General features: G+C 54.3%; 22 protein-coding genes, 2 tRNA genes, 2 rRNA genes and 1 pseudogene. 17 read left to right on the top strand and 10 right to left on the bottom strand.

All coding sequences use genetic code 11. From position 1 onward, the window contains the following. The 4 genes from BM373_RS20135 to BM373_RS20120 all read left to right on the top strand — a co-directional run. Positions 1–115 (top strand): 23S ribosomal RNA (locus BM373_RS20135); the annotation flags it as partial. 96 nt (positions 116–211) lie between these two features. After that, a 5S ribosomal RNA gene (rrf, locus tag BM373_RS20130) occupies positions 212–327 on the top strand. Positions 328–381: 54 nt separating this feature from the next. After that, positions 382–458, top strand: a tRNA-Asp gene (locus BM373_RS20125). Between the two features lie 8 nt (positions 459–466). Continuing rightward, positions 467–542: transfer RNA gene (locus tag BM373_RS20120), tRNA-Trp, on the top strand. Between the two features lie 110 nt (positions 543–652). On the opposite strand, the gene hdfR is transcribed toward BM373_RS20120, so the two are convergent. Further along, the gene (gene hdfR, locus BM373_RS20115) at positions 653–1,486 is read right to left on the bottom strand and encodes an HTH-type transcriptional regulator HdfR (protein ID WP_090465608.1); all 834 of its coding nucleotides are present in this window, start codon (positions 1,484–1,486) and stop codon (positions 653–655) included. A gap of 106 nt (positions 1,487–1,592) precedes the next feature. Here hdfR and BM373_RS20110 point away from each other — a divergent pair, with 106 nt between their 5' ends. After that, positions 1,593–1,931, top strand: a complete 339-nt coding sequence (locus BM373_RS20110; RefSeq protein ID WP_090465605.1) for a MaoP family protein — start codon at positions 1,593–1,595, stop codon at positions 1,929–1,931. A 25-nt stretch (positions 1,932–1,956) separates the two neighbouring features. Here the strand turns inward: BM373_RS20110 and BM373_RS20105 are convergent, their stop codons facing one another. Beyond that, on the bottom strand, positions 1,957–3,477 hold the full coding sequence (locus tag BM373_RS20105; RefSeq protein WP_090465602.1) for a YifB family Mg chelatase-like AAA ATPase: 1,521 nt from the start codon (positions 3,475–3,477) through the stop codon (positions 1,957–1,959). A gap of 339 nt (positions 3,478–3,816) precedes the next feature. On the opposite strand from BM373_RS20105, the gene ilvL reads away from it, so the two are divergent. The 7 genes from ilvL (at position 3,817) to ilvA (ending at position 10,459) form a co-directional block, all read left to right on the top strand. Further along, a complete protein-coding gene (gene ilvL, locus BM373_RS20100) occupies positions 3,817–3,915 on the top strand; it encodes an ilv operon leader peptide (protein ID WP_001311244.1) in 99 nt (32 codons plus the stop codon). An 86-nt stretch (positions 3,916–4,001) separates the two neighbouring features. After that, positions 4,002–4,052 carry a peptide IlvX gene (gene ilvX / locus BM373_RS22015; RefSeq protein ID WP_218159482.1) on the top strand — a complete coding sequence of 17 codons (51 nt, stop codon included), beginning with the start codon at positions 4,002–4,004 and terminating at the stop codon, positions 4,050–4,052. 2 nt (positions 4,053–4,054) lie between these two features. Then, entirely contained in the window at positions 4,055–5,701 is a 1,647-nt protein-coding gene (gene ilvG / locus BM373_RS20095; protein WP_090465599.1) for an acetolactate synthase 2 catalytic subunit, read from the top strand. Next, positions 5,698–5,961, top strand: coding sequence for an acetolactate synthase 2 small subunit (ilvM, locus tag BM373_RS20090; RefSeq protein WP_090465597.1), 264 nt, complete (start codon positions 5,698–5,700; stop codon positions 5,959–5,961). Before ilvG ends, ilvM begins: the two co-directional genes overlap by 4 nt. Positions 5,962–5,978: 17 nt before the next feature. Then, on the top strand, positions 5,979–6,908 hold the full coding sequence (locus BM373_RS20085; RefSeq protein ID WP_090465595.1) for a branched-chain amino acid transaminase: 930 nt from the start codon (positions 5,979–5,981) through the stop codon (positions 6,906–6,908). Between the two features lie 153 nt (positions 6,909–7,061). Beyond that, positions 7,062–8,912, top strand: a complete 1,851-nt coding sequence (gene ilvD, locus BM373_RS20080; RefSeq protein ID WP_090465592.1) for a dihydroxy-acid dehydratase — start codon at positions 7,062–7,064, stop codon at positions 8,910–8,912. A gap of 2 nt (positions 8,913–8,914) precedes the next feature. Then, positions 8,915–10,459, top strand: coding sequence for a threonine ammonia-lyase, biosynthetic (gene ilvA, locus BM373_RS20075; RefSeq protein ID WP_090465628.1), 1,545 nt, complete (start codon positions 8,915–8,917; stop codon positions 10,457–10,459). A gap of 53 nt (positions 10,460–10,512) precedes the next feature. Here the strand turns inward: ilvA and BM373_RS20070 are convergent, their stop codons facing one another. The 5 genes and pseudogenes from BM373_RS20070 to ilvY all read right to left on the bottom strand — a co-directional run bounded on the left by BM373_RS20070 (position 10,513) and on the right by ilvY (position 16,310). Continuing rightward, positions 10,513–12,210: a DUF7056 domain-containing protein gene (locus BM373_RS20070; protein ID WP_090465589.1), complete on the bottom strand. Its 1,698-nt coding sequence runs from the start codon at positions 12,208–12,210 to the stop codon at positions 10,513–10,515. A 1-nt stretch (position 12,211) separates the two neighbouring features. Next, the gene (locus BM373_RS20065; RefSeq protein WP_090465586.1) at positions 12,212–13,372 is read right to left on the bottom strand and encodes a glycosyltransferase family 4 protein; all 1,161 of its coding nucleotides are present in this window, start codon (positions 13,370–13,372) and stop codon (positions 12,212–12,214) included. 28 nt (positions 13,373–13,400) lie between these two features. Continuing rightward, a complete protein-coding gene (locus tag BM373_RS20060) occupies positions 13,401–13,793 on the bottom strand; it encodes a GtrA family protein (protein ID WP_090465584.1) in 393 nt (130 codons plus the stop codon). Next, entirely contained in the window at positions 13,790–15,025 is a 1,236-nt protein-coding gene (locus tag BM373_RS20055) for a glycosyltransferase family 2 protein (protein ID WP_218159481.1), read from the bottom strand. Before BM373_RS20055 ends, BM373_RS20060 begins: the two co-directional genes overlap by 4 nt. 302 nt (positions 15,026–15,327) lie before the next feature. Continuing rightward, positions 15,328–16,310 (bottom strand): annotated as a pseudogene (gene ilvY / locus BM373_RS20050) (HTH-type transcriptional activator IlvY). A 72-nt stretch (positions 16,311–16,382) separates the two neighbouring features. Here ilvY and ilvC point away from each other — a divergent pair. After that, complete coding sequence (gene ilvC, locus BM373_RS20045) at positions 16,383–17,858, top strand: ketol-acid reductoisomerase (RefSeq protein ID WP_090465579.1); 1,476 nt, start codon at positions 16,383–16,385, stop codon at positions 17,856–17,858. A 140-nt stretch (positions 17,859–17,998) separates the two neighbouring features. Here the strand turns inward: ilvC and ppiC are convergent, their stop codons facing one another. Next, positions 17,999–18,280 carry a peptidylprolyl isomerase PpiC gene (gene ppiC / locus BM373_RS20040; RefSeq protein ID WP_024555327.1) on the bottom strand — a complete coding sequence of 94 codons (282 nt, stop codon included), beginning with the start codon at positions 18,278–18,280 and terminating at the stop codon, positions 17,999–18,001. Positions 18,281–18,365: 85 nt separating this feature from the next. Between ppiC and rep the strand changes: the two genes are divergently transcribed. Further along, complete coding sequence (gene rep / locus BM373_RS20035; RefSeq protein WP_090465576.1) at positions 18,366–20,387, top strand: DNA helicase Rep; 2,022 nt, start codon at positions 18,366–18,368, stop codon at positions 20,385–20,387. 101 nt (positions 20,388–20,488) lie between these two features. On the opposite strand, the gene gppA is transcribed toward rep, so the two are convergent. Both gppA and rhlB read right to left on the bottom strand, forming a co-directional pair. Further along, the gene (gppA, locus tag BM373_RS20030) at positions 20,489–21,973 is read right to left on the bottom strand and encodes a guanosine-5'-triphosphate,3'-diphosphate diphosphatase (protein ID WP_090465572.1); all 1,485 of its coding nucleotides are present in this window, start codon (positions 21,971–21,973) and stop codon (positions 20,489–20,491) included. An 11-nt stretch (positions 21,974–21,984) separates the two neighbouring features. Further along, positions 21,985–23,253, bottom strand: coding sequence for an ATP-dependent RNA helicase RhlB (rhlB, locus tag BM373_RS20025; protein ID WP_090465569.1), 1,269 nt, complete (start codon positions 23,251–23,253; stop codon positions 21,985–21,987). 144 nt (positions 23,254–23,397) lie between these two features. Between rhlB and trxA the strand changes: the two genes are divergently transcribed. The 3 genes from trxA to wecA all read left to right on the top strand — a co-directional run bounded on the left by trxA (position 23,398) and on the right by wecA (position 26,680). Further along, positions 23,398–23,727 carry a thioredoxin TrxA gene (gene trxA, locus BM373_RS20020; RefSeq protein ID WP_088221138.1) on the top strand — a complete coding sequence of 110 codons (330 nt, stop codon included), beginning with the start codon at positions 23,398–23,400 and terminating at the stop codon, positions 23,725–23,727. Between the two features lie 345 nt (positions 23,728–24,072). After that, positions 24,073–25,332, top strand: coding sequence for a transcription termination factor Rho (gene rho, locus BM373_RS20015; RefSeq protein ID WP_064327923.1), 1,260 nt, complete (start codon positions 24,073–24,075; stop codon positions 25,330–25,332). 244 nt (positions 25,333–25,576) lie between these two features. After that, positions 25,577–26,680 carry a UDP-N-acetylglucosamine--undecaprenyl-phosphate N-acetylglucosaminephosphotransferase gene (wecA, locus tag BM373_RS20010; protein ID WP_090465564.1) on the top strand — a complete coding sequence of 368 codons (1,104 nt, stop codon included), beginning with the start codon at positions 25,577–25,579 and terminating at the stop codon, positions 26,678–26,680. Positions 26,681–26,685: the final 5 nt, after the last annotated feature.

Genomic DNA, 26,685 nt, shown 5'->3' with positions numbered 1-26,685 from the left:
TGACCCTTTAAGGGTCCTGAAGGAACGTTGAAGACGACGACGTTGATAGGCCGGGTGTGTAAGCGCAGCGATGCGTTGAGCTAACCGGTACTAATGAACCGTGAGGCTTAACCTTACAACGCCGAAGCTGTTTTGGCGTGATTTGAGACAATTTTCAGCTCTGATACAGATACCATCAACAGGTCACAGGACGTGTTGATAACAGAATTTGCCTGGCGGCACTAGCGCGGCGGTCCCACCTGACCCCATGCCGAACTCAGAAGTGAAACGCCGTAGCGCCGATGGTAGTGTGGGGTCTCCCCATGCGAGAGTAGGGAACTGCCAGGCATCAAATTGCAGTAAACCGGAGGCACTAATCCGGTCGTGACAAAGAAATTCGGTGGAGCGGTAGTTCAGTCGGTTAGAATACCTGCCTGTCACGCAGGGGGTCGCGGGTTCGAGTCCCGTCCGTTCCGCCACCCTAATTAGGGGCGTAGTTCAATTGGTAGAGCACCGGTCTCCAAAACCGGGTGTTGGGAGTTCGAGTCTCTCCGCCCCTGCCAGAAAATTATCCTTTGCTTCGGCAAAGGATTTTTTTTGCCTGTTATTTACCTGCCTTTAGCATTTCCACTCATTCCCGTCTGATAAAACACTGCGTCCCTGCACTGTTTTCTTAATCCATCACGTTGATCTTTAATAGATCTTTAATCTGGGTTTGTTTATCGCTGTTTTGCAGCCAGATCGCGTATAACGGTCGGGACAGCGTTATGCTGTCGGTCACCGTATGCAAATCCGCTTTATTTTTGGCCCAGGACACGGGTAACCAGGTACATCCTTCAAGTGGAGCCAACTGTTGACGAGCAATTTCCGCTGAACTGGTGGTTAACGGTGGAACATCATCGCTGGAAATCAATCCATTCTCATGCTGTTGAAAATCCGGGCCCCACTCCAGGCGTAAGTAGTTGAGACTGGATTTCGTCCTGCCTGTCTCGGCGCAATACAGCGCGAGCGTGAATTGACCCAATAACTGGCTGCTAAATTCATCCATCTTGGGGGCTTCTGTCGTGATCAGAAGATCCAGCTGTCTTTCATGTAATTGTTTTACCAGTGATTGACGCTGAGCGATCCGCGCTTCAAATTGCAGACTTTTTTGGGCCTGATACAAGCGGCCTAACCACTTGTTGAGCATGCACTCCCATAATGATGCGCTTGCCCCAATCGAAAACTCATTGTGACGCGTCGTATGCGCCACATCTTTTCGCGCAGCCTGCCAGGTATTCATTAGCGTTTCTGCATAAGGCAACAGTTTTTCGCCTGCCGCCGTAAGACGGATGTTATTGCGATGACGGGTAAAAAGGTTTACGCCAAGTTGATTTTCAAGCTGGCGAATACGAAAACTGACCGCTGATTGCGTCAGGTAGAGCGCTTCTGCAGCGCGACCAAAGTGGCGAGTCCTGCTGACTTCCAGGAAAGTTTTTAACAATTCCGTATCCACAGCTTTCTCCACAAAATTATTTGTCGTTATGATTTAAATGTTTTGTTTTACACTCTGTCAAGCGTAACTAATACTCCGCGCCATAAATAGCTCGGCCAAAGAATTAGGAGCGTGCAGGATGGCGGAAAGCTTTACGACGACGAATCGTTTTTTCGACAATAAATACTATCCACGTGGGTTCTCTCGTCATGGTGATTTCACCATTAAAGAGGCGCAATTGCTGGAGCGTCACGGTTACGCCTTCAATGAACTTGATCTCGGTAAACGTGAGCCAGTAACGGAAGAAGAAACGCTGTTTGTTGCCGTCTGTCGTGGTGAACGTGAGCCGGTAACCGAGGCGGAACGTGTCTGGATCAAATACATGGGGCGTGTTAAACGTCCGAAGCGTTTCCATACGCTGTCCGGCGGTAAACCGCAGATGGAAGGCACGGAAGACTACACGGATTCCGACGATTAAAAAACAGGGGCTTCGGCCCCTTTTTTTATGCCATCATTTTTTGCAGGTGGATGAGCAACCGATCAATAGCCCGATAGCTGAGTGCTTCCTGTAAATGCGCGCGGCAGATCGTCTCCTGTTGAGCCAAATCAGCAATAGTACGTGCTACCTTAAGCAGTCGTTGCCAGGCGCGAATAGATAGTCCCAGTCGCGTCAGCGTTTCTTCAAGCCAGCGCGCATCTTCCGCGCTGAGTTCACAAACCTCTCTCATCTCACTGCTCGTCAGGCGGCTGTTAAGCTTCTGTTGCCGTGCATATTGCCTTTGATGCGCTGCCACAACCCTTGCACGCACCGTCTCGCTCCTGTCCCCCTGAGTACTGTCCTGGCTTAATAGCCCAGGCGGTGGAAGCGGGATCTCCAGCGAGAGATCAAAGCGGTCCAGAAAGGGGCCGGAAAGCTTGCCGAGGTAGCGCAACGTTTGCTCCGGCGTCGAGCGATTATGGTTCCCCTGGTAATGCCCGGTCGGGCTGGGGTTCATCGCTGCGATAAGCTGGAAGCTGGCGGGATAGGTCACTTTCGCTCGGGTACGGGAAATATGTATTTGCCCGGATTCAATCGGCTCACGCAGCGCATCAAGTACGCGTCGTTCAAATTCCGGTAACTCATCAAGAAAAAGTATGCCGTTATGAGCGAGAGAAATTTCACCTGGCGCAGGAATACTTCCGCCGCCGACCATCGCAGTGAGTGACGCACTATGATGCGGAGAGCGAAACGGCCTGCGTCGCCAGTGCTTTTTCAGCATTGATGAATTCACAAGGCTAATGATTGCCGCACTTTCCAGCGCCTCCTGATTGCTCAGCGCAGGCAGCAGTCCATTCAGACGGCTTGCCAGCATGGTCTTACCCGTGCCGGGCGGACCAATCAATAACAGGTTATGTCCGCCTGCCGCCGTCACCTCCAGCGCCCGTTTACCCTGCTCCTGACCGATGACATCGCTCAGATCATTTTCTGTCTGGATCTCTTCCTGCCACACCTGTGCAGGCTCGTGAAGCGTATTTTTTCCTTCGAGAAAGGCGCAAACCTCCAGCAAATGTCCGGCGACCAGGCAATCTGATGAATCCAGCAAGCTCACTTCGGCTTCGTTATCCTGCGACACAATCACCTTCCTTCCGGCATTGATCGCCTCCATCGCGGCAGAAATTGCACCGGGAACGCCACGCAGAGCGCCTGTAAGCGCCAGTTCACCCACAAACTCATACTGACTGAGTCTTGTCGTCGTAAGCTGCTCTGAGGCTGCCAGGAGCGCAATAGCGATAGGTAAATCATAGCGCCCCCCTTCTTTGGGTAAGTCAGCAGGCGCGAGGTTAATGGTGATTTTCTTCGCCGGAAATTGATAACCGCTGTTAATGATTGCGCTGCGTACCCGATCCCGGGCCTCCTTAACGGTCGTTTCCGGCAGTCCAACCATTGTCAGACCGGGAAGGCCATTACTGATATGTACCTCGACCGTAATCAAAGGTGCTGCGACCCCCAGGGCGGCGCGCGTATAGATAACCGAAAGCGACATAACTCCTCCTTACGCCGGAATTATGCCCTGGTGACCGGCTGGCTCGATGTGTCAGATGCGAAGTCTGCGTAATGCTTTCAGAGAAAATTATCCTGTTGCAGCCGTTACCATTGTGTCTCACTGCCGGGCTCGCATTTTCCGGTGGGAGGTAAATGTAGAAATAAGGAGGTCATTTATTGAATTATTTTCACTTAAGGTTTTTCTTATAAAAAACAACGATTTTTGGCGAAATTATTAGCCTGCTCAAAATCGTAGCCATAAAAAAATCTTGTGTTACGCCGCATGTCTGTGGTAACTCTTTAGGTATTCCTTCGAACAAGAAGCCAGAAAGTACAGAAAATGACAGCCCTTCTACGAGTGATTAGCCTGGTCGTGATTAGCGTGGTGGTGATTATTATCCCACCGTGCGGGGCTGCACTTGGACGAGGAAAGGCTTAAAAATCAATCCTTAACGAACTAAGACCCCCGCACCGAAAGGTCCGGGGGTTTTTTTATGACTTTAAAATATCAGCGAGGAGCAAAGAATGAGTAGTAGCATAAAATTCTGTTTCTCAAGATTTACGGCGGGGAACTGACTATGAATGGGGCGCAGTGGGTGGTACATGCTTTGCGGGCACAGGGTGTCGAAACAGTTTTCGGTTATCCGGGTGGCGCAATTATGCCGGTTTACGATGCGTTGTATGACGGCGGCGTGGAACATCTTCTGTGCCGGCACGAGCAGGGGGCTGCAATGGCCGCCATCGGCTATGCCCGTTCTACTGGTAAAACAGGCGTTTGCATCGCTACCTCCGGGCCGGGTGCCACTAACCTCATCACCGGTCTTGCTGATGCCCTGTTAGATTCTGTACCCGTTGTCGCCATCACCGGTCAGGTGGCAGCCCCGTTTATCGGCACCGACGCGTTTCAGGAAGTGGATGTGCTGGGTTTATCGCTGGCCTGTACGAAGCACAGTTTCCTGGTGCAGTCGCTGGAAGAGTTGCCGCGCGTGATGGCTGAAGCCTTCGAGGTCGCAAGTTCAGGCCGTCCGGGGCCGGTGCTGGTTGATATCCCAAAAGACATCCAGTTAGCTTGTGGCGATCTGGAGCCGCATTTTTCCACCGTAGACGTCAGCGAAACCTTCCCCCATGCGGAAATGGAGCAGGCCCGGCAGATGCTGGCGCAGGCGAAAAAGCCGATGCTTTACGTGGGCGGCGGCGTAGGCCTGGCACAGGCCGTTCCCGCGCTGCGTGCCTTTGCCGAAGTGACGCAGGTACCGGTTGCCTGCACCCTGAAAGGCCTGGGCGCGGTGGAGGCAGACTACCCGTATTATCTCGGCATGTTGGGGATGCACGGCACCAAAGCGGCGAACCTCGCCGTGCAGGAATGCGATCTGCTGATTGCTGTCGGTGCGCGCTTTGACGACCGTGTTACCGGCAAACTGAACACCTTCGCACCGCATGCGAGCGTGATCCACATGGATATCGACCCGGCGGAAATGAACAAGCTGCGTCAGGCGCACGTCGCGTTACAGGGTGATTTAAACGCCCTGTTACCCGCCTTACAGCAACCGCTGGCGATTGAAGAGTGGTGCCAGTACACCGCAGCTATGCGTCAGGAACACGCCTGGCGCTACGACCATCCCGGCGAGGCGATCTACGCCCCGCTGTTGTTAAAACAACTTTCCGATCGTAAACCGAAAGAGTGCGTGGTCACGACAGACGTAGGCCAGCATCAGATGTGGTCGGCGCAGCACATGACCTACAGCCGCCCGGAAAATTTCATCACCTCCAGCGGGTTAGGCACCATGGGCTTTGGCCTGCCAGCCGCCGTGGGCGCGCAGGTGGCGCGACCGGACGACACGGTAATCTGTATCTCCGGTGACGGCTCTTTCATGATGAATGTGCAGGAGCTGGGCACCGTGAAGCGAAAACAGCTGCCGGTAAAAATCGTTTTACTGGATAACCAGCGCTTAGGGATGGTTCGCCAGTGGCAGCAGTTGTTTTTCCAGGAACGTTATAGCGAAACCACCCTCACTGATAACCCTGATTTCCTCATGCTGGCCCAGGCGTTTGGTATTCCCGGCCAGCACATCACCCGTAAAGACCAGGTTGAAGCGGCACTCGACGCCATGCTCTCAAGCGAGGGGCCTTACCTGCTTCATGTCTCAATCGACGAACTTGAGAACGTCTGGCCGCTGGTACCGCCCGGTGCCAGTAACTCACAAATGCTGGAGAAATTATCATGATGCACCATCAGGTCGCTGTAGAAGCCCGCTTCAACCCGGAAACATTAGAGCGCGTTTTGCGCGTAGTGCGCCACCGTGGCTTTCAGATTTGCGCCATGAATATGGAAACCGCTACCGATGCACAAAATATAAATATTGAATTGACCGTTGCCAGCCCGAGGCCCGTCGAATTACTGTTTAGCCAGTTAAGCAAACTGGTCGACGTGGCTCGTGTCGAGATCCAGCAACGTACAACCACATCACAACAAATACGCGCCTGAGCGCAATAGGAAGAAAAATGACGACGAAAAAAGCTGATTACATTTGGTTCAATGGTGAGATGGTTCGTTGGGAGGACGCGAAAGTTCACGTGATGTCCCACGCGCTGCACTACGGTACGTCTGTGTTTGAAGGCATCCGTTGCTACGATTCTCACAAAGGGCCAGTGGTGTTCCGCCATCGCGAACACATGCAACGTCTGCGTGACTCAGCCAAAATTTATCGTTTCCCGGTTTCTCAGAGCGTTGATGACCTGATGGAAGCCTGCCGCGCAGTGATCCGCAAAAACAACCTGACCAGCGCGTATATCCGTCCGCTGGTGTTTGTTGGCGATGTGGGCATGGGCGTTAACCCGCCGGAAGGTTACGGCACTGACGTGATCATCGCCGCGTTCCCGTGGGGCGCGTACCTGGGCGCAGAAGCGCTGGATCAGGGCATTGATGCGATGGTGTCCTCCTGGAACCGCGTTGCGCCGAACACTATCCCGACGGCTGCAAAAGCTGGTGGTAACTATCTCTCCTCCCTGCTGGTGGGCAGCGAAGCGCGCCGCCACGGTTATCAGGAAGGGATCGCGCTGGATGTTAACGGTTACCTCTCTGAAGGTGCGGGCGAAAACCTGTTTGAAGTGAAAGACGGCATCCTGTTCACCCCGCCGTTCACCTCTTCCGCGCTGCCAGGCATTACCCGCGATGCGATCATCACGCTGGCAAAAGATCTGGGTATCGAAGTGCGCGAGCAGGTGCTGTCCCGCGAATCTCTGTACCTGGCCGACGAAGTGTTCATGTCCGGCACCGCCGCAGAAATCACCCCGGTACGCAGCGTTGACCGCATCCAGGTTGGCGAAGGCCGCTGTGGTCCGGTGACCAAACGTATTCAGCAAGCATTCTTTGGCCTCTTCACCGGTGAAACGGAAGATAAATGGGGCTGGTTGGATCAAGTTAATTCATAACAAATATTAATTTCCCAAAATAATTCGCGTCACAGGAAGGCGGCAACGCAGCGAATCCTCCAGGAGCTTACTGTAGTAAGTGACTGGGGTGAGCGAGGCAGCTAACGCACCTGTGGCGCGAAGTATGAGGGAAAAGACGGGAGTAAATAAAGCATGCCTAAGTACCGTTCCGCTACCACGACCCATGGCCGTAATATGGCTGGTGCCCGCGCGCTGTGGCGCGCAACCGGGATGACCGATGACGATTTCGGTAAACCAATTATCGCAGTCGTTAACTCCTTCACTCAGTTCGTGCCGGGCCACGTTCACCTGCGCGATCTCGGGAAGCTGGTCGCTGAGCAGATTGAAGCCGCAGGCGGCGTGGCGAAAGAGTTCAACACCATCGCGGTGGATGACGGTATCGCCATGGGTCACGGCGGTATGCTTTATTCACTGCCGTCGCGTGAGCTGATCGCCGACTCGGTGGAATACATGGTCAACGCCCACTGCGCCGACGCCATGGTCTGCATCTCTAACTGCGACAAAATTACCCCCGGCATGCTGATGGCCTCACTGCGCCTGAACATCCCGGTCATTTTTGTTTCTGGCGGCCCGATGGAAGCCGGGAAAACCAAACTCTCCAATCAGATCATCAAACTGGATCTGGTGGATGCGATGATCCAGGGTGCAGACCCGAAAGTCTCCGACGATCAAAGCGATCAGGTTGAACGCTCCGCGTGTCCGACCTGTGGCTCCTGTTCCGGCATGTTCACCGCCAACTCGATGAACTGTCTGACCGAAGCGCTTGGGCTGTCGCAGCCGGGCAACGGTTCGCTGCTGGCGACCCACGCCGACCGCAAACAGCTGTTCCTCAACGCTGGTACGCGCATTGTTGAGCTGACCAAACGCTACTACGAGCAGGATGATGAGAGCGCGCTGCCGCGCAATATCGCCAGCAAAGCTGCATTCGAAAACGCCATGACGCTGGATATCGCCATGGGCGGTTCCACTAACACTGTACTGCACCTGCTGGCTGCCGCGCAGGAAGCGGAAATCGACTTCACCATGACCGATATCGACCAGCTGTCGCGCAAAGTGCCGCAGTTGTGCAAGGTTGCGCCCAGCACCCAGAAATATCATATGGAAGACGTGCACCGTGCGGGTGGCGTAATCGGTATTCTCGGCGAGCTGGATCGCGCCGGGCTGCTCAACCGCGACGTGAAAAACGTGCTCGGTCTGACGCTGCCGCAAACTATCGACCAGTATGACGTGATGGTTACCCAGGACGAGTCGGTGAAATCGATGTTCTCCGCAGGCCCGGCGGGTATTCGTACCACCAAAGCCTTCTCGCAGGATTGCCGCTGGGATTCGCTGGACACCGACCGCGCCGAAGGCTGTATCCGCTCGCTGGAACACGCCTACAGTCAGGATGGCGGTCTGGCGGTACTGTACGGTAACTTTGCGGAAAACGGCTGTATCGTAAAAACCGCAGGCGTAGACGACAGCATCCTGAAATTCACTGGCCCGGCGAAAGTCTACGAAAGCCAGGACGACGCGGTTGAAGCGATCCTCGGCGGTAAAGTTGTGGCGGGCGACGTGGTCGTGATCCGCTACGAAGGGCCGAAAGGCGGACCGGGTATGCAGGAAATGCTCTATCCGACCACCTTCCTGAAATCAATGGGCCTCGGCAAAGCCTGCGCACTGGTCACTGACGGACGTTTCTCCGGCGGTACTTCTGGTCTTTCCATCGGACACGTTTCCCCGGAAGCGGCCAGCGGCGGCAACATCGCCCTGATTGAAGACGGTGACATGATCGCCATCGACATTCCTGAACGTGGTATTCAGTTGCAAGTGAGCGATCAGGAACTGGCCGCCCGTCGTGAAGCGCAGGACGCACGCGGTGCACAGGCGTGGACGCCGAAAGCGCGTGAGCGCCAGGTTTCCTTCGCGCTGCGTGCCTACGCCAGCCTCGCGACCAGCGCAGACAAGGGCGCAGTACGCGATAAATCCAAACTGGGAGGCTAATGATGGCCGAATCCCAACCGCTGTCCGCCGCCCCCGACGGGGCGGAATATCTCCGGGCGGTGCTGCGCGCGCCGGTCTACGAGGCGGTGCAGGTAACGCCGCTGCAAGAGATGGACAAGCTCTCTTCGCGGCTCGATAACGTGATCCTGGTGAAGCGCGAAGATCGCCAGCCGGTACACAGCTTCAAGCTGCGCGGTGCCTACGCGATGATGGCGGGCCTGACGGAAGCGCAGAAAGCGCAGGGCGTGATCACCGCTTCAGCGGGTAACCACGCGCAGGGCGTGGCGTTTTCCGCCGCACGGCTGGGCGTAAAAGCCCTGATCGTGATGCCGAAAGCCACCGCAGATATCAAAGTTGACGCGGTGCGCGGCTTCGGCGGTGAAGTGCTGCTGCATGGCGCGAATTTCGACGAAGCAAAAGCCAAAGCGATTGAACTGGCGCAACAGCAGGGTTTTACCTGGGTGCCGCCGTTCGATCACCCGATGGTTATCGCCGGGCAGGGCACGCTGGCGCTGGAGCTACTGCAACAGGACGCGCACATCGACCGCATTTTTGTGCCGGTCGGCGGCGGCGGACTGGCGGCGGGGGTGGCAGTACTGATTAAACAACTGATGCCGCAAATCAAAGTGATTGCGGTAGAAGCTGTAGATTCTGCCTGCCTGAAGGCCGCGCTGGATGCCGGGCACCCGGTAGATCTGCCGCGCGTGGGGCTGTTTGCCGAAGGCGTGGCGGTCAAGCGCATTGGCGATGAAACTTTCCGCGTCTGTCGGGAATACCTTGACGATATCGTGACGGTAGACAGCGATGCGATTTGCGCGGCCATGAAAGATCTGTTCGAAGATGTACGCGCGGTGGCGGAGCCGTCCGGTGCGCTGGCGCTGGCGGGGATGAAAAAATACATCGCTCAGCACAACATTCGCGGCGAACGTCTGGCGCATGTGCTTTCCGGTGCGAACGTTAATTTCCACGGCCTGCGCTACGTCTCTGAACGCTGCGAGCTGGGCGAACAGCGCGAAGCGCTGCTGGCGGTCACCATCCCGGAGGAGAAAGGCAGCTTCCTGAAGTTCTGCCAGCTACTGGGCGGGCGCTCGGTAACGGAATTTAACTACCGCTTTGCCGATGCCAAAGATGCCTGCATTTTTGTCGGCGTGCGTTTAAGCCGCGGTCTGGAAGAGCGTAAAGAGATTCTGGCGCTGCTTAACGAGGGCGGTTACAGCGTGGTGGATCTCTCCGACGATGAGATGGCGAAGCTGCACGTGCGCTACATGGTTGGCGGGCGTCCGTCGAAGCCGCTACAGGAGCGTCTCTACAGCTTCGAATTCCCGGAATCCCCCGGCGCGCTGCTCAAATTCCTGCACACGCTCGGCACCCACTGGAATATTTCGTTGTTCCACTACCGCAGCCACGGCACCGATTATGGTCGCGTGCTGGCAGCGTTTGAACTGGGCGAGCACGAACCGGATTTCGAAACGCGCTTAAACGAACTGGGCTACGACTGTCACGACGAAACCCACAATCCGGCGTTCCGCTTTTTCCTCGCGGGCTAACTGCCGCTTAGCAGGAGATAACCTGGCCCGGTTATCTCCTGTTTTCCGTCATCTCAGTGGTAATAGGTGTTGGCAAACAGGTAGTTGTTATCATCCCCGTCTTTGAAAAGACCGTCATAATTCCCTTCTGGCAACAACAGCGCTTTCTCCGGGCCATTAAGTAAGGTGATGGTTTTGCGGCCAGCCGCCAGGGTGATAGGCGGAACGAGCGTGATCCCGTCCACTTTCAGTTGTGCTGATACGGGTGCGCCGGTTTCGCTGTACAGCTGATATCTTCCGGCCAGCGGTACTCTGAACTCTTTCTGACGGCCAATGTGCAGCCGTCGCCCCGCCATCCTGATATTCGGTGCCACCCGGACATAGCTGTTATCAATGGCTTCTGCGATCACCGGATAAATATTGCTCAACCGGTAGGACCATAAAATGATTTTCGGCGGGGACCGGGTCAGCACGCGCCAGGCTTCGGAGGCTTTACCTTCCCGCTGCGTTTTTAACACATACCAGGCATCAAGCCAGAGGGTGGTCGGCTCCAGTCTGTTAGGCAACATCCCGATACCATCAAAGTACTTTTCATCAGGCCCGAGCAGCGCTTCTGCTCTGGTAACCAGTTCAAGCTGTCGCACATTGCTAATTTTCAGGTAGCTGAGATTGTTAACGTAGCTTGAAAGCAGGACTAATATCGCCACCGTCAGGAAAAATAATCGCAGTCCCGGCTTGCGGTTTTGAGCGAAGAGACCATCCAGCGGGACGAGAGACCAGAGCGAGATAAACGGCAGCGCCATAATGAATACATAAGGCCACGGCTGGTCATGTGTGAAAACCAGCGTGGTAATGACGAGTGAAAAGATCAGGGCAATACGCGTTTTTTCATTCAGGGTTCTCACGTTTTTTAACGTGATGACCATGCCGCTAAAACAGAGCAGGTAGAGTAACGGATTGTCTATCAGGGTGAGTAAGACATACACACGAAGCCCGCTATAGGCTTCGCTGCCGTTTACTGCCACTTCTACCGGACCCAGGATCAAACCTTCGGCGATACGCAGCGGGTCGCTGCCGCCGAATATAACGCAATAGGCCATCGCGGGAAGTAACCATCCGGCGGTTAAGTAAACGCCGCGAAGGATAGCCGCGCGGAAATCTCTGCGCAGCGTCGCATCAATCACTAATCCAAGCCCAAGGGCCAGATTGAAGAATGCTGATTTTTGGGTGACCAGAAACGCCAGTCCGCTCAGGATCCCGGCGATGAAAATACGTCTGGCGATGAGGGTATGGCCGCGCAGTATCACCAGAACGGCGGCGAGGGCGAAAAACAGCGCCAGGGGCTCTGAGCGGGTGCGGAAAATGCGCTCCATAAAATTCGTAAAACAGAGTAAAACCAGAACAATAAAAAGTGCGCGTAAACGCTGCTCGCCCAGCGCACGCGCACAGGCGTAGACCAGCAGCAACGTTCCGCAGGCGAGCAGCGCCGTCTGCATTCGCCCGGCAAGAATAATCGACGTCGCATCCCAGCCAGTCAAATGCGCCAGTTTATAAAACAACGCAAAGCCCACGGCCTTTGGCGGTTGAATAGTGTCGAACAGGCCGTTAGCAAAATACTTGGCGTAGCCAAGCTGGGCAAATTCATCCATGACCAGCAGGATATGCCAGGCAAAAACGAAAATAAGCGCCACTTTAATGGCAATACTCACGCTGAAGAGAAGCGTTAATTTGCCCGAACCGACGCGTAAAAAAGGCTTATTGAAAGTATCCATTTTATTGTCTTCCCGCTTCACCCTGTCTCTTCCCTGCATTTCTCGCCAGCATCACTATTTCCTGCGCCATGGTTTGCCAGCTATAGCGCTCTCTGGCGTAACGCATCATCGCTTCACGTTCGCAGGGGGTCAGCACGTAATTGTCTATTGCGTCAGAGCAGAGCTGCGCTGAACGTTGGGGATCGTTGAGGTCAATGTCCACGCCACGTAGCCAGCTTGCCGCATCGGGATCGGCTCTGTGAGCCGGAGCACCGCAAATGACCGGTAATCCGCAGGCCATGGCTTCCTGGATAACAAGGGGATAGCCTTCGCCGACGGCAGGCAACAGCAGTAGATCCGCACAGCGATAGAGTTCTGCCAGTGCTTCGGGGGCCAGCACGCCCAGATCGTAAACGTTGCTCAATCCCCATTCTGCGGGACGAAGCGGGCCGTTTCCGGCCAGTAAAAACTGGTATTCCGGCCTTGCCGCCGCGAGAGTGCGTAGTATCGATAATCCTTTCTTTTCAACGTAACGACCCACGAAAAGTATGCGCCGGGCACAGGGAGGAAGGTCATATTTTGCCTGCGGGTTTTGTCTGGTCTCAGAGGGGGCTGGTGGATAAAAAATGGCGCTATCAACGCCGTTAAACAGCAATTTATACGGATAGCGCGCAGGGGTCCCAAGCAGGTCATGACGGACAGTATCGCTGATAAATACCCGAACATCGGCGGCCCTTAGCATGGGACGCGTAACGACCCGATTAGCCAGTTGCATAAGCAGACGCAGTACAGGATTCCTGAAAGGAATCGCGGCAATGTGTTGAATCAGAATGGCGGGCTTCCCGTATCGTTTTGCCATTATCACGCCCAGGATCGAGGTGACATAGAGCGCATCGTGGATCACCACCGCGTCGCTATTTCGGACTGCGTTTTTAAGCGCGCAAATAGCTCGCGGGCCCGGCAACGGCATAGGCAGACCGGTGAGTTTTTCCAGCGGGTCGGCGCAACGTAGCGCGATTGGGTTGAGATCATCGTCCGGTAACGCATCGCTGGCGCTGGCTGCCCATTGCGGAGTCGCCCCCAGGCGGGCGAACTGGCGGCACAAATGCCCGGCAACGCGTTCAATACCGCCGCCGTGCGCCTCGTAAAAATGGCTTATCGTCAGGATATTCAACGGCGACATTCTCCTGGTAAGCGTTTCCGGGGCTTAATCATATCGGTACAGCCTTATTGCGGCCTGAGGCGCTAATAGCCCAGCGGCTCAGGAAAAAATTCAGCACCAGCATGCACAGCGACGCAAGCGGCGCGGCAACAAGCATCGGAAATTCCAGCCAGTGATACCAGAACCCGGTGCAGGCAAATACCAGCGGGATATTCAGCGACATGCTGGCGGTATAACGCCCAAAGGCACGAAGTGATAGCGGCTGTTTAAACGTGAATACGCTGTGCGATAGATAGCCAGCGGTAACGGTGGTAACGAAAGATAACAGGATCGCTAACCAGAGCGCTGCGCCTGCACTTTCCGCCACAATCATGATGGCATTATGTCCGAGGAAACAACTGCCAGAAATGCAGAGATAAGCACAGGAGGTACGGATTTTCATCGCTGCGCATTCCGGTGCAGGCTGTCCAGCAGGAGCTGTAGTACGAATCCGGTCAATACCATCAGGACGCCTGCGATGCAGGCCGTGCTGATGACAAAAACAGCGTGTACCGAGTGTTCCATTGAGCCGCTGGTCGATATCCATTGAAAGGCAAGGAGGAGGTCGGCGCAAAAACCTGATATGGCAAGAAAAGAGCCGCAGAATACCAGCCACTCCAGCGGGTGCGAGCGCGTCAGCCAGGGGATAACCCGGCTTTGCGCCACCGGGTGGTAAATGGCAATGGCGACCTTAGCTAACACGCCTAACAGGAGAGCGATAAGGCCAATGAGCGTCGACATTGTGGCCAGGGCAACGAAATGGATGCCAAAGTAGTACCCGTTGATTTCTATAGGGCCTGCGGCAAGTAGCGCAAGGCCGATAACGCCGGGAAGTAGGAGCGTAATGCCGGGGATCAAATACATGCGATCCGGGGCGTGGGCGATGAGAAGACGCAGATGCCGCCAGCCATCACGAAATGAACGTAAATGAGGAGGGCGATTGCGTTTGTCCGGATAGAGCTTGATCGGCACTTCCTGAATGATTAACCCCGCGCGATGGGCGTTAATAATCATTTCGGAGGCAAATTCCATCCCTGTCGAGCGGGTGGACATTTTCTGGAATGCTTCGCGGGTAAAGGCCCGCATCCCACAGTGAAAATCATGAATGGGCGAATGGTAAAGCACACGGGCAATACCGGAAAGCAGCGGATTACCCAGATAGCGATGCAGAGGCGGCATCGCCCCCGGTTCTATTCCCCCGGCAAATCGATTGCCCATGACAAAGTCTGCGCCGCTTTCCAGAGCATTAACAAAAATATCAATCTGGCTCCAGTCATAGGAGTCATCGGCATCGGCCATGATGAGATATTTGCCTTTTGCGGCTCCGGCCGCCGCGCTTATTGCTGCGCCATACCCTCTGACGGGCTGGTGAATAACCCGCGCGCCCAGCGATGTTGCAATTTCAACGGATTTATCCGTTGAACCATTATCACCCACGATCACTTCACCCTGAATACCCATACGGGTAAAGGCTTTCATTATTTTATTAATACAGATAAAAAGCGTCAGTTCTTCGTTCAGGCATGGAATGATTGCCGAAACAAGGGGGGCGTATTCAGTCTTACGGGTAATATAATGGGCCGGATTCGATACATTCTCTGAATGATCGAGTCGGCGTAAGTCCATAGAGTGCATAATAGTCAACTCCAGTCCATGAGCAGAATTAAAAGCCTTTTCCATCAGGCTTTAACTATTTAATAAACGTCTTTTAATTAACGCTGTAAGTCATTTAAGTGAAGAATTAATATATTTTGCGTGAATGATATTTGTGGGTTTTATTCAATATTTAATTAAGGCTAAATATATAAAACCGGATGGCATCGTACAGGATTGGGGATTATTGCGTCTACTTGTTTTAGGCTGGGAAAATAACACCCGCTGGCATGAAACCGGTGATAACCGGGAAGCGCCTGGCTTCCCGCCGCACGGCGCATAATTCAGGCCATATTCCGCATCAGCACAATCTGCCAGAAGGCGTCAATCAGCGGCTCATTGAGCCGTTTTTTTTGCGCGCATACGCCCAGTTCAAACGGCGTTTCCTCACTGCTGCGTTCTAAAATCATCACGCGATTACGCACCGGTTCGGGGCTGTTTTCCAGCACCACTTCCGGCAACAGCGCCACGCCGCAGCCCAGCGCGACCATCGACACCATCGCCTCGTGCCCACCGACGGTGGCATAAATCGACGGATTACTGATTTTCTGACGGCGAAACCACAGCTCAATGCGTTTTCGCACCGGCCCTTGATCCGCCATGATAAACGGCACCGTTGACCAGTCGGGCTTTTCCACCGATACCTGATTACGCACCGGGCAGGGCAGCGCCGGGGCGATCAGCACGACCGCCAGATTTTCCAGCATGGAGAAGGCCACCGCACCCGGCAGGGTTTCGGGCTTACCGGCAATCGCCAGATCCGCTTCGCCCGTCACCACTTTATCCATCGCGTCGGCGGCATCGCCGGTAGTGAGCTTAATCTCTACCGAAGGATGCTCCGCCCGAAAGCGATCGAGAATCGGTGGCAAATGGCTGTACGCGGCGGTAACCGAGCAAAACAGGCGCAGTTCGCCGGAGAGCGACGGGCCTTTCTGATCAATGGTGTGACGCAGTTGCTGGTACTGCAACAGGGTTTGCTGGGCAAAGGTACGCAGTTCTTCCCCGGCTTCGGTTAGCGTGACGGTGCGGTTATCGCGCACAAACAGCGGCTGACCCAGATCTTCTTCCAGGCGCTGAATCTGCCGGGAGAGCGTGGAAGGACTGACATGCATGGCGCGCGCGCTGCGGCCAAAGTGACGGCTTTCCGCCAGATGCAGGAAGATTTTGAGATCGCGTAAATCCACGGGCAACGCTCCACGATTTACATTGCAGAAATTGCAACGTGACGTTGTGAATATATCAATTTCCGCAATAATTTTCCTGTCATATAGTAAGTTCAATCTCGCATATGCGAACCGAATAATAAGCACGACAACACAACATCACGGAGTACACCATCATGGCTAACTACTTTAATACACTGAACCTGCGCCAGCAGCTGGCACAGCTGGGTAAATGTCGCTTTATGGGCCGCGACGAATTCGCCGATGGCGCGAGCTACCTTCAGGGTAAAAAAGTGGTCATCGTCGGCTGTGGCGCTCAGGGTCTGAACCAGGGCCTGAACATGCGTGATTCCGGTCTGGATATCTCCTACGCCCTGCGTAAAGAAGCGATTGCAGAAAAACGCGCTTCCTGGCGTAAAGCGACCGAAAACGGTTTTAAAGTAGGCACTTACGAAGAGCTGATCCCGCAGGCGGACCTGGTGGTTAACCTGACGCCGGACAAACAGCACTCTGACGTTGTGCGTTCCGTACAGCCGCTGATGAAAGATGGCGCGGCGCTGGGTTACTCCCACGGCTTTAACATCGTGGAAGTGGGCGAGCAGATCCGTAAAGACATCACCGTCGTGATGGTTGCGCCGAAATGTCCGGGTACCGAAGTGCGCGAAGAGTACAAACGTGGTTTCGGCGTACCGACGCTGATTGCTGTGCACCCGGAAAACGATCCGAAAGGCGAAGGCATGGCGATTGCTAAAGCCTGGGCTGCGGCCACCGGCGGTCACCGTGCGGGCGTGCTGGAATCTTCCTTCGTTGCAGAAGTGAAATCTGACCTGATGGGCGAGCAGACCATTCTGTGCGGTATGTTGCAGGCGGGTTCTCTGCTCTGCTTCGACAAGCTGGTGGAAGAAGGCACCGACCCGGCTTACGCAGAAAAACTGATCCAGTTCGGCTGGGAAACCATCACCGAAGCGCTGAAGCAGGGCGGTATCACCCTGATGATGGATCGCCTGTCCAACCCGGCAAAAGTCCGCGCTTATGCGCTCTCTGAGCAACTGAAAGAGATCATGGCACCGCTGTTCCAGAAACATATGGACGACATCATCTCCGGCGAATTCTCCTCCGGCATGATGGCAGACTGGGCTAACGACGATAAAAACCTGCTGACCTGGCGTGAAGAGACCGGCAAAACCGCGTTCGAAACCGCGCCGCAGTTCGAAGGCAAAATCAGCGAGCAGGAGTACTTCGATAAAGGCGTGCTGATGATTGCGATGGTGAAAGCAGGCGTTGAGCTGGCGTTCGAAACCATGGTGGATTCTGGCATCATCGAAGAATCCGCTTACTACGAATCCCTGCATGAACTGCCGCTGATCGCGAACACCATCGCGCGTAAGCGTCTGTATGAAATGAACGTGGTTATTTCTGACACCGCCGAGTACGGCAACTACCTGTTCTCCTATGCGTGTGTACCGCTGCTGAAAGAGTTTATGACCACGCTGCAGGCGGGCGATCTGGGTAAAGCGGTTGAAGGCACTGCGGTGGATAACGCCCAGTTGCGTGACGTGAACGAAGCGATCCGCAGCCACGCGATCGAAGCTGTTGGTAAGAAACTGCGCGGTTATATGACCGATATGAAACGTATTGCGGTAGCGGGTTAATTACGACACCGATTCGTTCCCTCTCCCTTGAGGGAGAGGGTTAGGGTGAGGGGGATATGCGTACAAAGCCCCTCACCCCGGCCCTCTCCCACGGGGAGAGGGGGCAAACAAAAGGCCTTCTCTCAGAGAAGGCCTTTTTATTAGTTCCGGTACAGCACTTTAATGATGTGGTAACCGAACTGGGTATGCAGTGGGCCAGTGGGTTCCAGCACCGGGCAGGAGAACACCACTTTGTCGAACGCCGGAACCATCTGGCCCTGACGGAATTCACCTAAATGCCCGCCTTTCTTACCTGACGGACAGGTAGAGTGCTTCTTCGCCAGCTTCTCGAAATCGCCGCCGTTTTTAATCTGCTCCAGAAGATCCAGTGCCAGTTTCTCTTCTTTTACAAGGATGTGCATTGCTGCCGCTGTTTTTGCCATGATCGTGCCTTGAGTGCTATGGATGACGCTGGCTATACTACCATGCGTTTTTTATCCCCTCCCGACTTTCAGTGGTGATCTTCTTATGCGTCTAAACCCAGGCCAACAGCAGGCCGTCGAATTTGTTACCGGGCCGTGTCTGGTTCTGGCCGGTGCCGGTTCCGGCAAAACCCGCGTGATCACCAACAAAATCGCCCATCTGATCCGTGAATGCGGCTATCAGGCGCGACATATCGCGGCAGTGACCTTTACCAACAAGGCGGCGCGCGAGATGAAAGAGCGCGTCGGGCAAACCCTGGGGCGTAAAGAAGCGCGTGGCCTGATGATCTCCACCTTCCACACCCTGGGGCTGGATATCATCAAACGGGAATATGCCGCGCTGGGCATGAAATCGAACTTCTCCCTGTTTGACGATACCGACCAGGTGGCGCTGCTTAAAGAGCTGGCGGAAGGGCTGATCGACGACGATAAAGTGGTGCTCCAGCAGTTGATCTCGACGATCTCTAACTGGAAAAACGATCTGATGACGCCTTCTCAGGCGGCAGCGCAGGCAAAGGGAGAGCGCGATCGCATTTTCGCTCACTGCTATGGGCTGTATGACGCGCACATGAAGTCCTGCAACGTGCTCGATTTTGACGATCTGATCCTGCTTCCGACGCTGCTGTTGCAGCGTAATGAAGAGGTTCGCGAGCGCTGGCAGAATAAGATCCGCTATCTGCTGGTGGATGAATATCAGGACACCAACACCAGCCAGTATGAACTGGTGAAGCTGCTGGTGGGCGCGCGGGCGCGCTTTACGGTGGTGGGCGACGACGATCAGTCGATTTACTCCTGGCGTGGTGCACGTCCGCAAAACCTGGTGCTGTTAAGCCAGGATTTCCCGGCCCTGCAGGTGATTAAACTTGAGCAAAACTACCGCTCGTCCGGGCGCATTCTGAAGGCGGCGAACATTCTTATCGCCAATAACCCGCACGTGTTTGAAAAGCGCCTCTTTTCTGAACTCGGCTATGGGCCGGAACTGAAAGTGCTGAGCGCAAATCATGAAGAGCACGAAGCCGAGCGGGTGACCGGGGAGCTTATCGCTCATCACTTTATCCAGAAAACGCAGTACAAGGATTATGCGATCCTCTATCGCGGGAACCATCAGTCGCGGGTGTTTGAAAAGTTTCTGATGCAGAACCGCATTCCTTACCGGATTTCGGGCGGCACGTCATTTTTCTCACGGCCAGAAATTAAAGACCTGCTGGCCTATCTGCGCGTGCTGACCAATACCGAAGACGACAGCGCGTTTCTGCGTATCGTCAACACACCCAAGCGCGAGATTGGCCCGGCGACGCTGCAAAAGCTGGGCGAATGGGCGACCACGCGTAACAAAAGCCTGTTTGCCGCCAGCTTTGATATGGGGCTGACCCAGACGCTCAGCGGGCGTGGCTATGAATCTCTTACCCGCTTTACCCACTGGCTCGGCGAAGTACAGCGGCTGTCCGAGCGTGAGCCGATTGCGGCGGTGCGTGATTTGATCCACGGCATTGATTACGAATCCTGGCTGTATGAAACGTCTCCCAGCCAGAAAGCGGCAGAAATGCGCATGAAAAACGTCAACACGCTGTTTAGCTGGATGACCGAGATGCTGGAAGGCAGCGATATTGATGAGCCGATGACGCTGACCCAGGTGGTGACGCGCTTTACCCTGCGCGACATGATGGAGCGCGGCGAGAGTGATGAGGAAACCGATCAGGTTCAGCTGATGACGCTGCACGCCTCAAAAGGGCTGGAGTTCCCGTATGTCTTTATGGTGGGCATGGAAGAGGGATTTCTTCCTCACCAGAGTAGTATTGATGAAGACAATATTGATGAAGAGCGCCGCCTGGCGTACGTGGGGATCACCCGTGCGCAAAAAGAGCTGATTTTTACCCTGTGCAAAGAGCGCCGGCAGTACGGTGAACTGGTGCGCCCGGAACCGAGCCGTTTTCTGCTGGAACTGCCGCAGGATGATGTGATCTGGGAGCAGGAGCGCAAAGTGGTGAGCGCGGAAGAACGGATGCATAAAGGCCAGGCGAACGTGGCGAATATCAGGGCGATGCTGGCGAAAGCGAAGGCGAAATAATTTTTCCCCTCACCCCGGCCCTCTCCCACAGAGAGAGGGGGAAAACCCGTCTGTGCACAATCTGTTCCCTCTCCCTGCGGGAGAGGGTTAGGGTGAGGGGCCTACTGAATCGTCAACGGCCAGTGAACATAGCTCTGCCACTGGCATTCCTGTTCAATCAGCTCTGCTCCCAGCGGGTGATGCGCAAGCCAGTTCTGCGGCAAAGCTAACGTCAGTTGTTCATCCTTTACCGTCAGGCTAATCGGCGGTAACCGATCGTCGCGGCGACGGCTGGCGAAAATAATCGCCAGACGAAGTAAACGGCAAAGATGCTCTGCCACGCGCGGCGGTACGGCGTTTTGCTGATGCAACGACGACAAATCCACCGGGTTAGTCTGGTTTAACAGCAGCGTGGCGAGCAGTTTTTTCTGCGCGGGGGTAAAGCCAGGCAGGTCGAGATTGCGCACCAGATAGGCGGCATGTTGCGGCGCATATTTGAAATCTACGCTCAGGCCGATTTCATGCAACTGACAGGCACTTACCAGCAGTTCGCGGCTCAATGGCGACAAATCCCACTCTGATCCTGCCTGTTCGGCGAAGCGTGACGCCAGTTGCGCGACACGCTGCGACTGCTCGGTATCCACCATAAAACGACGCTGAATATTGCGCAGCGTGCGGCTGCGGATATCCTGATCCACCGACAGATGCAGCATGCCGTAGACCAGTCCCTCACGCAGAGCACCGCCCGCCAGGGTCATATATTCAATATTTAGTTCACTGAAAATCGCGATCAGGATCGCCAGCCCGCTCGGGAAAACCAGCGCGCGTTCAAGCGTCAGCCCTTCGATTTCCAGCTCTTCCAGACGACCGCACTGAATCGCGCGCTGCTTAAGTTGCTGAAGTTTGGCGAGCGTAATGTGCTCGTCCATCCCCTGCGCCATCATGATTTCTTGCAGCGCCTGGACTGTACCGGACGCGCCTACGCAGACTTTCCAGCCGTTTAAGCGCAGTTCATCGGCAACGGGAGAGAGCACATCGCGCGCCGCTTTTTCCGCTGCGTCGAAATTCTCTTTCGCCAGATTACGATCGGTAAAAAAACGCTCAAGCCAGGTGACACAGCCCATCGACAGGCTAAACAGCGATGTGGTTTGCGCACCGATGCCGGTGACCAGTTCGGTACTGGCACCACCGATATCCACCACCAGACGCCGATCGTCACCGCCGGTCGTGTGCGCCACGCCCTGATAAATCAGACGTGCTTCTTCCTGACCGCTGATGACCTGCACCGGGCAGCCAAGGATTTCCTGCGCTTTAGTGATGAAGACGTGGGCGTTAACGGCGAGGCGCAGTGTCGCGGTGGCCACCACCTGGATCTGCACCTGTGGGATGTCCTGCAAACGTTCGGCAAATAAACGCAGGCATTGCCAGCCGCGATCCATCGCTTCAGGGGAGAGCACAAAATCATTGCTCAGACCCGCAGCCAGACGCACTTTACGTTTGATACGGGTCAGCGTTTGTATACTGCCTGCCACCTCGCGAACTACCAGCATATGAAAACTATTGGAACCGAGATCGATTGCTGCATAAAGCGAAGTGGCGTTGAGCATAGCTTTCTTTTTTAACCTGAGCGGCGACGGTTACGTGGGGCACCACCGGAGCGGCGCGGTCCATTGCCTGGGCGGGCGCGGGTCAGGCGCAACGGTTTCGGCAAATCGGTCATCAGCGCATCCGGATTATATTTGCTCACCGGAATCGAGTGGCTGATGTACGTTTCGATAGCAGGCAGATTCAGCGCGTATTCTTCACAGGCGAGGCTGATGGAATGACCGCTGGCACCAGCACGACCGGTACGACCAATGCGGTGAACGTAATCTTCGCAATCGTCCGGGAGATCGTAGTTAAAGACATGCGTTACTGCCGGAATGTGCAGGCCGCGAGCCGCAACGTCCGTCGCGACCAGAATATCCAGATCGCCACGGGTAAACTCGTCGAGGATACGCAGACGTTTTTTCTGCGCCACATCGCCGGTCAACAGACCTACGCGATGACCATCGGCGGCAAGGCTGCCCCAGATATCTTCACAGCGGTGCTTGGTGTTGGCGAAAATGATGGCGCGATCCGGCCACTCTTCCTCGATCAACGTTTGCAGCAGGCGCATTTTTTCTTCGTTAGACGGGTAGAAAAGTTCTTCTTTTATGCGGTGGCCGGTTTTCTGTTCCGGTTCGACTTCCACATATTCTGCGTTGTTCATCTGCTCGAAGGCCAGTTCACGCACGCGGTAAGAGAGCGTAGCGGAGAACAGCATGTTCAGGCGTTCATTCGCCGCTGGCATACGGCGGAACAGCCAGCGAATATCTTTGATAAAGCCCAGATCGTACATGCGATCCGCTTCATCCAGCACGACAACCTGGATTGCAGCGAGGTTGATGTGGTTCTGTTTGGCGTAATCGATCAGACGACCCGTGGTGCCGATCAGGATATCGACGCCGCTTTCCAGCACTTTAAGCTGTTTGTCGTAACCGTCGCCGCCGTAAGCGAGTCCCAGTTTCAGGCCGGTTGTCTGCGCCAGGGGCTCAGCATCAGCATGAATTTGCACCGCCAGTTCACGGGTTGGAGCCATGATCAGCGCGCGCGGTTGGTTCACTTTACGGTCTTCAGCCGCCGGGTGAGAAAGGAGATAATGAAACGTTGACGTCAGGAACGCCATCGTTTTGCCGGTACCGGTTTGCGCCTGCCCTGCAACGTCACGGCCCGCCAGCGTCAGCGGAAGAGCCAGTGCCTGTATGGGCGTGCAATTATGAAAGCCTTTATTTTCAAGGGCTTCAATCACCTTAGGGTGCAGGGCGAAGTCGGTAAACTTCTGTTCTGTTAAATGTGTTTTGCTCATAGTGTGGTAGAATATCAGCTTACTATTGCTTTACGAAAGCGTATCCGGTGAAATAAAGTCAACCTTTAGTTGGTTAATGTGGCATCAATGCGTTGTAGTTTCATGCTACACCAACACGCCAGGCTTATTCCTGTGGAGTTAAATATGAGCGATAAAATTATTCACCTGACTGACGACAGTTTTGACACGGATGTACTTAAAGCGGAAGGGCTGACCCTTGTAGATTTCTGGGCAGAATGGTGCGGGCCGTGCAAAATGATCGCTCCGATTCTGGATGAAATCGCTGACGAATATCAGGGCAAACTGACCATTGCCAAGCTGAATATCGACCAGAACCCGGGTACTGCACCGAAGTACGGTATCCGTGGTATTCCGACCCTGCTGCTGTTTAAAAACGGCGAAGTGGCGGCGACCAAAGTGGGCGCACTGTCCAAAGGTCAACTGAAAGAGTTCCTGGACGCGAACCTCGCATAATCCATGTGTCTCTCCGTCTGGCGTCTGGCATTCCTAATTTCCTGGGATTGCTGGACGCCCGGCTTTAGTCGTGCTAAGTTAGTTTTGACTTCGTTTTAAACATATCTTTGCAGTTGAATCTTGTGTTACCCGATACTTCCCGCTGAGCACTACCGCCGCGAGAGAAGTGGATAGATTCCGGGCTTGTCACTCAATCCGTCTTGTCGTTTCAGTTCTGTGTTCTTCCTGTAAGCAGGCAGCGAACAGACATGAGTTGAAAGCCGCTAAAACAGGCATGGATGACCCTGCCATACCATTCACAAATTAAGTTCGAGTATTACCCCGAGTTTAAGAACCCACACCATTATGAATCTTACCGAATTAAAGAATACGCCGGTTTCTGAGCTGATCACTCTCGGCGAAAACATGGGTCTGGAAAACCAGGCTCGTATGCGCAAGCAGGACATTATTTTTGCCATCCTGAAGCAGCATGCTAAGAGTGGCGAAGATATCTTTGGCGACGGTGTGTTGGAGATTTTGCAGGATGGATTTGGTTTCCTCCGCTCTGCAGACAGCTCCTACCTCGCCGGTCCTGATGACATCTACGTTTCCCCCAGCCAAATCCGACGCTTCAACCTCCGAACTGGTGACACCATTTCAGGTAAGATTCGCCCGCCCAAAGAGGGTGAACGTTACTTTGCGCTGTTGAAAGTTAATGAAGTTAACTACGACAAACCTGAAAACTCGCGCAATAAAATCCTGTTCGAAAACCTGACGCCGCTGCACGCAAACTCACGTCTGCGCATGGAACGTGGTAATGGTTCGACCGAAGATTTAACCGCTCGCGTTCTCGATCTGGCTTCGCCGATTGGTCGCGGTCAGCGTGGTCTGATTGTTGCACCGCCGAAAGCCGGTAAAACCATGCTGCTGCAAAACATTGCGCAGAGCATCGCTTACAACCACCCGGACTGCGTCCTGATGGTACTGCTCATCGATGAACGTCCGGAAGAAGTGACCGAGATGCAGCGTCTGGTTAAAGGTGAAGTGGTTGCGTCAACGTTTGACGAACCGGCTTCCCGCCACGTTCAGGTTGCTGAAATGGTCATCGAGAAGGCGAAGCGTCTGGTTGAGCACAAAAAAGACGTTATCATTCTGCTCGACTCCATCACCCGTCTGGCGCGCGCCTACAACACCGTAGTACCGGCTTCCGGTAAAGTGTTGACCGGTGGTGTGGATGCGAACGCCCTGCATCGTCCGAAGCGTTTCTTCGGCGCTGCACGTAACGTGGAAGAGGGCGGCAGCCTGACCATCATCGCGACCGCGCTGGTTGATACCGGTTCTAAAATGGATGAAGTTATCTACGAAGAATTTAAAGGTACCGGCAACATGGAACTGCACCTGGCGCGTAAAATCGCTGAAAAACGTGTGTTCCCGGCGATCGATTACAACCGTTCTGGTACGCGTAAAGAAGAGCTGCTCACCACGCAGGAAGAACTGCAAAAAATGTGGATATTGCGCAAAATTATCCACCCGATGGGTGAGATCGACGCAATGGAATTCCTCATCAATAAGCTGGCGATGACGAAAACCAATGACGAGTTCTTCGATATGATGAAACGCTCGTAATCCAAATAAAGCCCCGAAACGCCACGTTTTTACGTGGCGTTTTTCATTCATGGAATATACGCTATACCCATGGGGCTTCGGACTGCTGCGTTCAGAAAGCGCTATTACGCAACATTCATTATAAGAATGTCTTAATCGATTGAAAAACATACAGCTGAGCCTGTGATTGTCCTGCTTTATCGCTTCTTGAGCAGGGCCTTCGTCGTTATACTTCCAGGATCAACATTCGCTGAGAGCATGCATTGTGAATTTACTCACTGCGGTTACTGAGTTATTCAGTATTTTTTTACTCACATTTATCTTTCTTTTTTTCGCGCGCAAAGTGGCGAAAAAAATTGGTCTTGTGGACAAACCTAATTTCCGTAAACGCCATCAGGGGCTGATCCCTTTAGTTGGCGGCATTTCCGTTTACGCCGGGATTTGTTTCACCTTCTACATTGCGGATTACTATATTCCTCATGCTGCTCTCTACCTGGCCTGTGCGGGCGTGCTGGTATTTGTTGGCGCACTGGATGACCGTTTTGACATCAGCGTAAAAATCCGCGCGACCATTCAGGCGCTCATCGCCGTGGTGATGATGGCGGTGGGTAAGCTCTACCTGCTAAGCCTCGGCCATATTTTTGGTTCGTGGGAGCTGGTTCTCGGGCCGTTCGGCTTCTTCCTGACGCTGTTTGCGGTCTGGGCTGCCATCAACGCCTTTAACATGGTGGATGGCATCGACGGGCTGCTGGGCGGGTTGTCCTGCGTCTCTTTTGGCGCGATCGGCATCATCCTGTGGTTCGATGGTCAAACAAGCCTCGCGATGTGGTGCTTCGCCATGATCGCCGCAATCCTTCCTTATATCCTGCTGAATTTAGGTGTGCTTGGGCGTCGCTATAAGGTCTTTATGGGCGATGCGGGCAGTACGCTGATTGGCTTTACCGTCATCTGGATCCTGCTTGAAACCACCCAGGGGCAAACCCATCCGATTAGCCCGGTCACGGCACTGTGGATTATTGCCATTCCGCTGATGGATATGGTCGCCATTATGTATCGCCGCCTGCGTAAAGGCATGAGTCCGTTCTCCCCGGACCGTCAGCATATTCATCATTTGATCATGCGCGCCGGGTTTACTTCCCGTCAGGCCTTTGTGCTGATCACGCTTGCCGCTGCGCTGCTGGCGGCCATCGGCGTGACGATGGAATATGTAAGAATTGTCCCGGAATGGGTAATGCTGGCATTGTTCTTGCTTGCATTTTTCATGTACGGCTATTGTATTAAGCGTGCGTGGAAAGTGGCGCGCTTTATTAAACGTGTTAAACGCAGGATCCGTAGAAACAGTAAACATAATCAAACATTAACCAAGTAACTCTG

It is taken from the genome of Enterobacter sp. kpr-6 (assembly GCF_900116015.1).
Lineage (GTDB): Bacteria > Pseudomonadota > Gammaproteobacteria > Enterobacterales > Enterobacteriaceae > Enterobacter_D.
The sequence above is the reverse complement of the archived record's forward strand: the minus strand, read 5'-3'. Positions and strand labels throughout refer to the sequence as shown.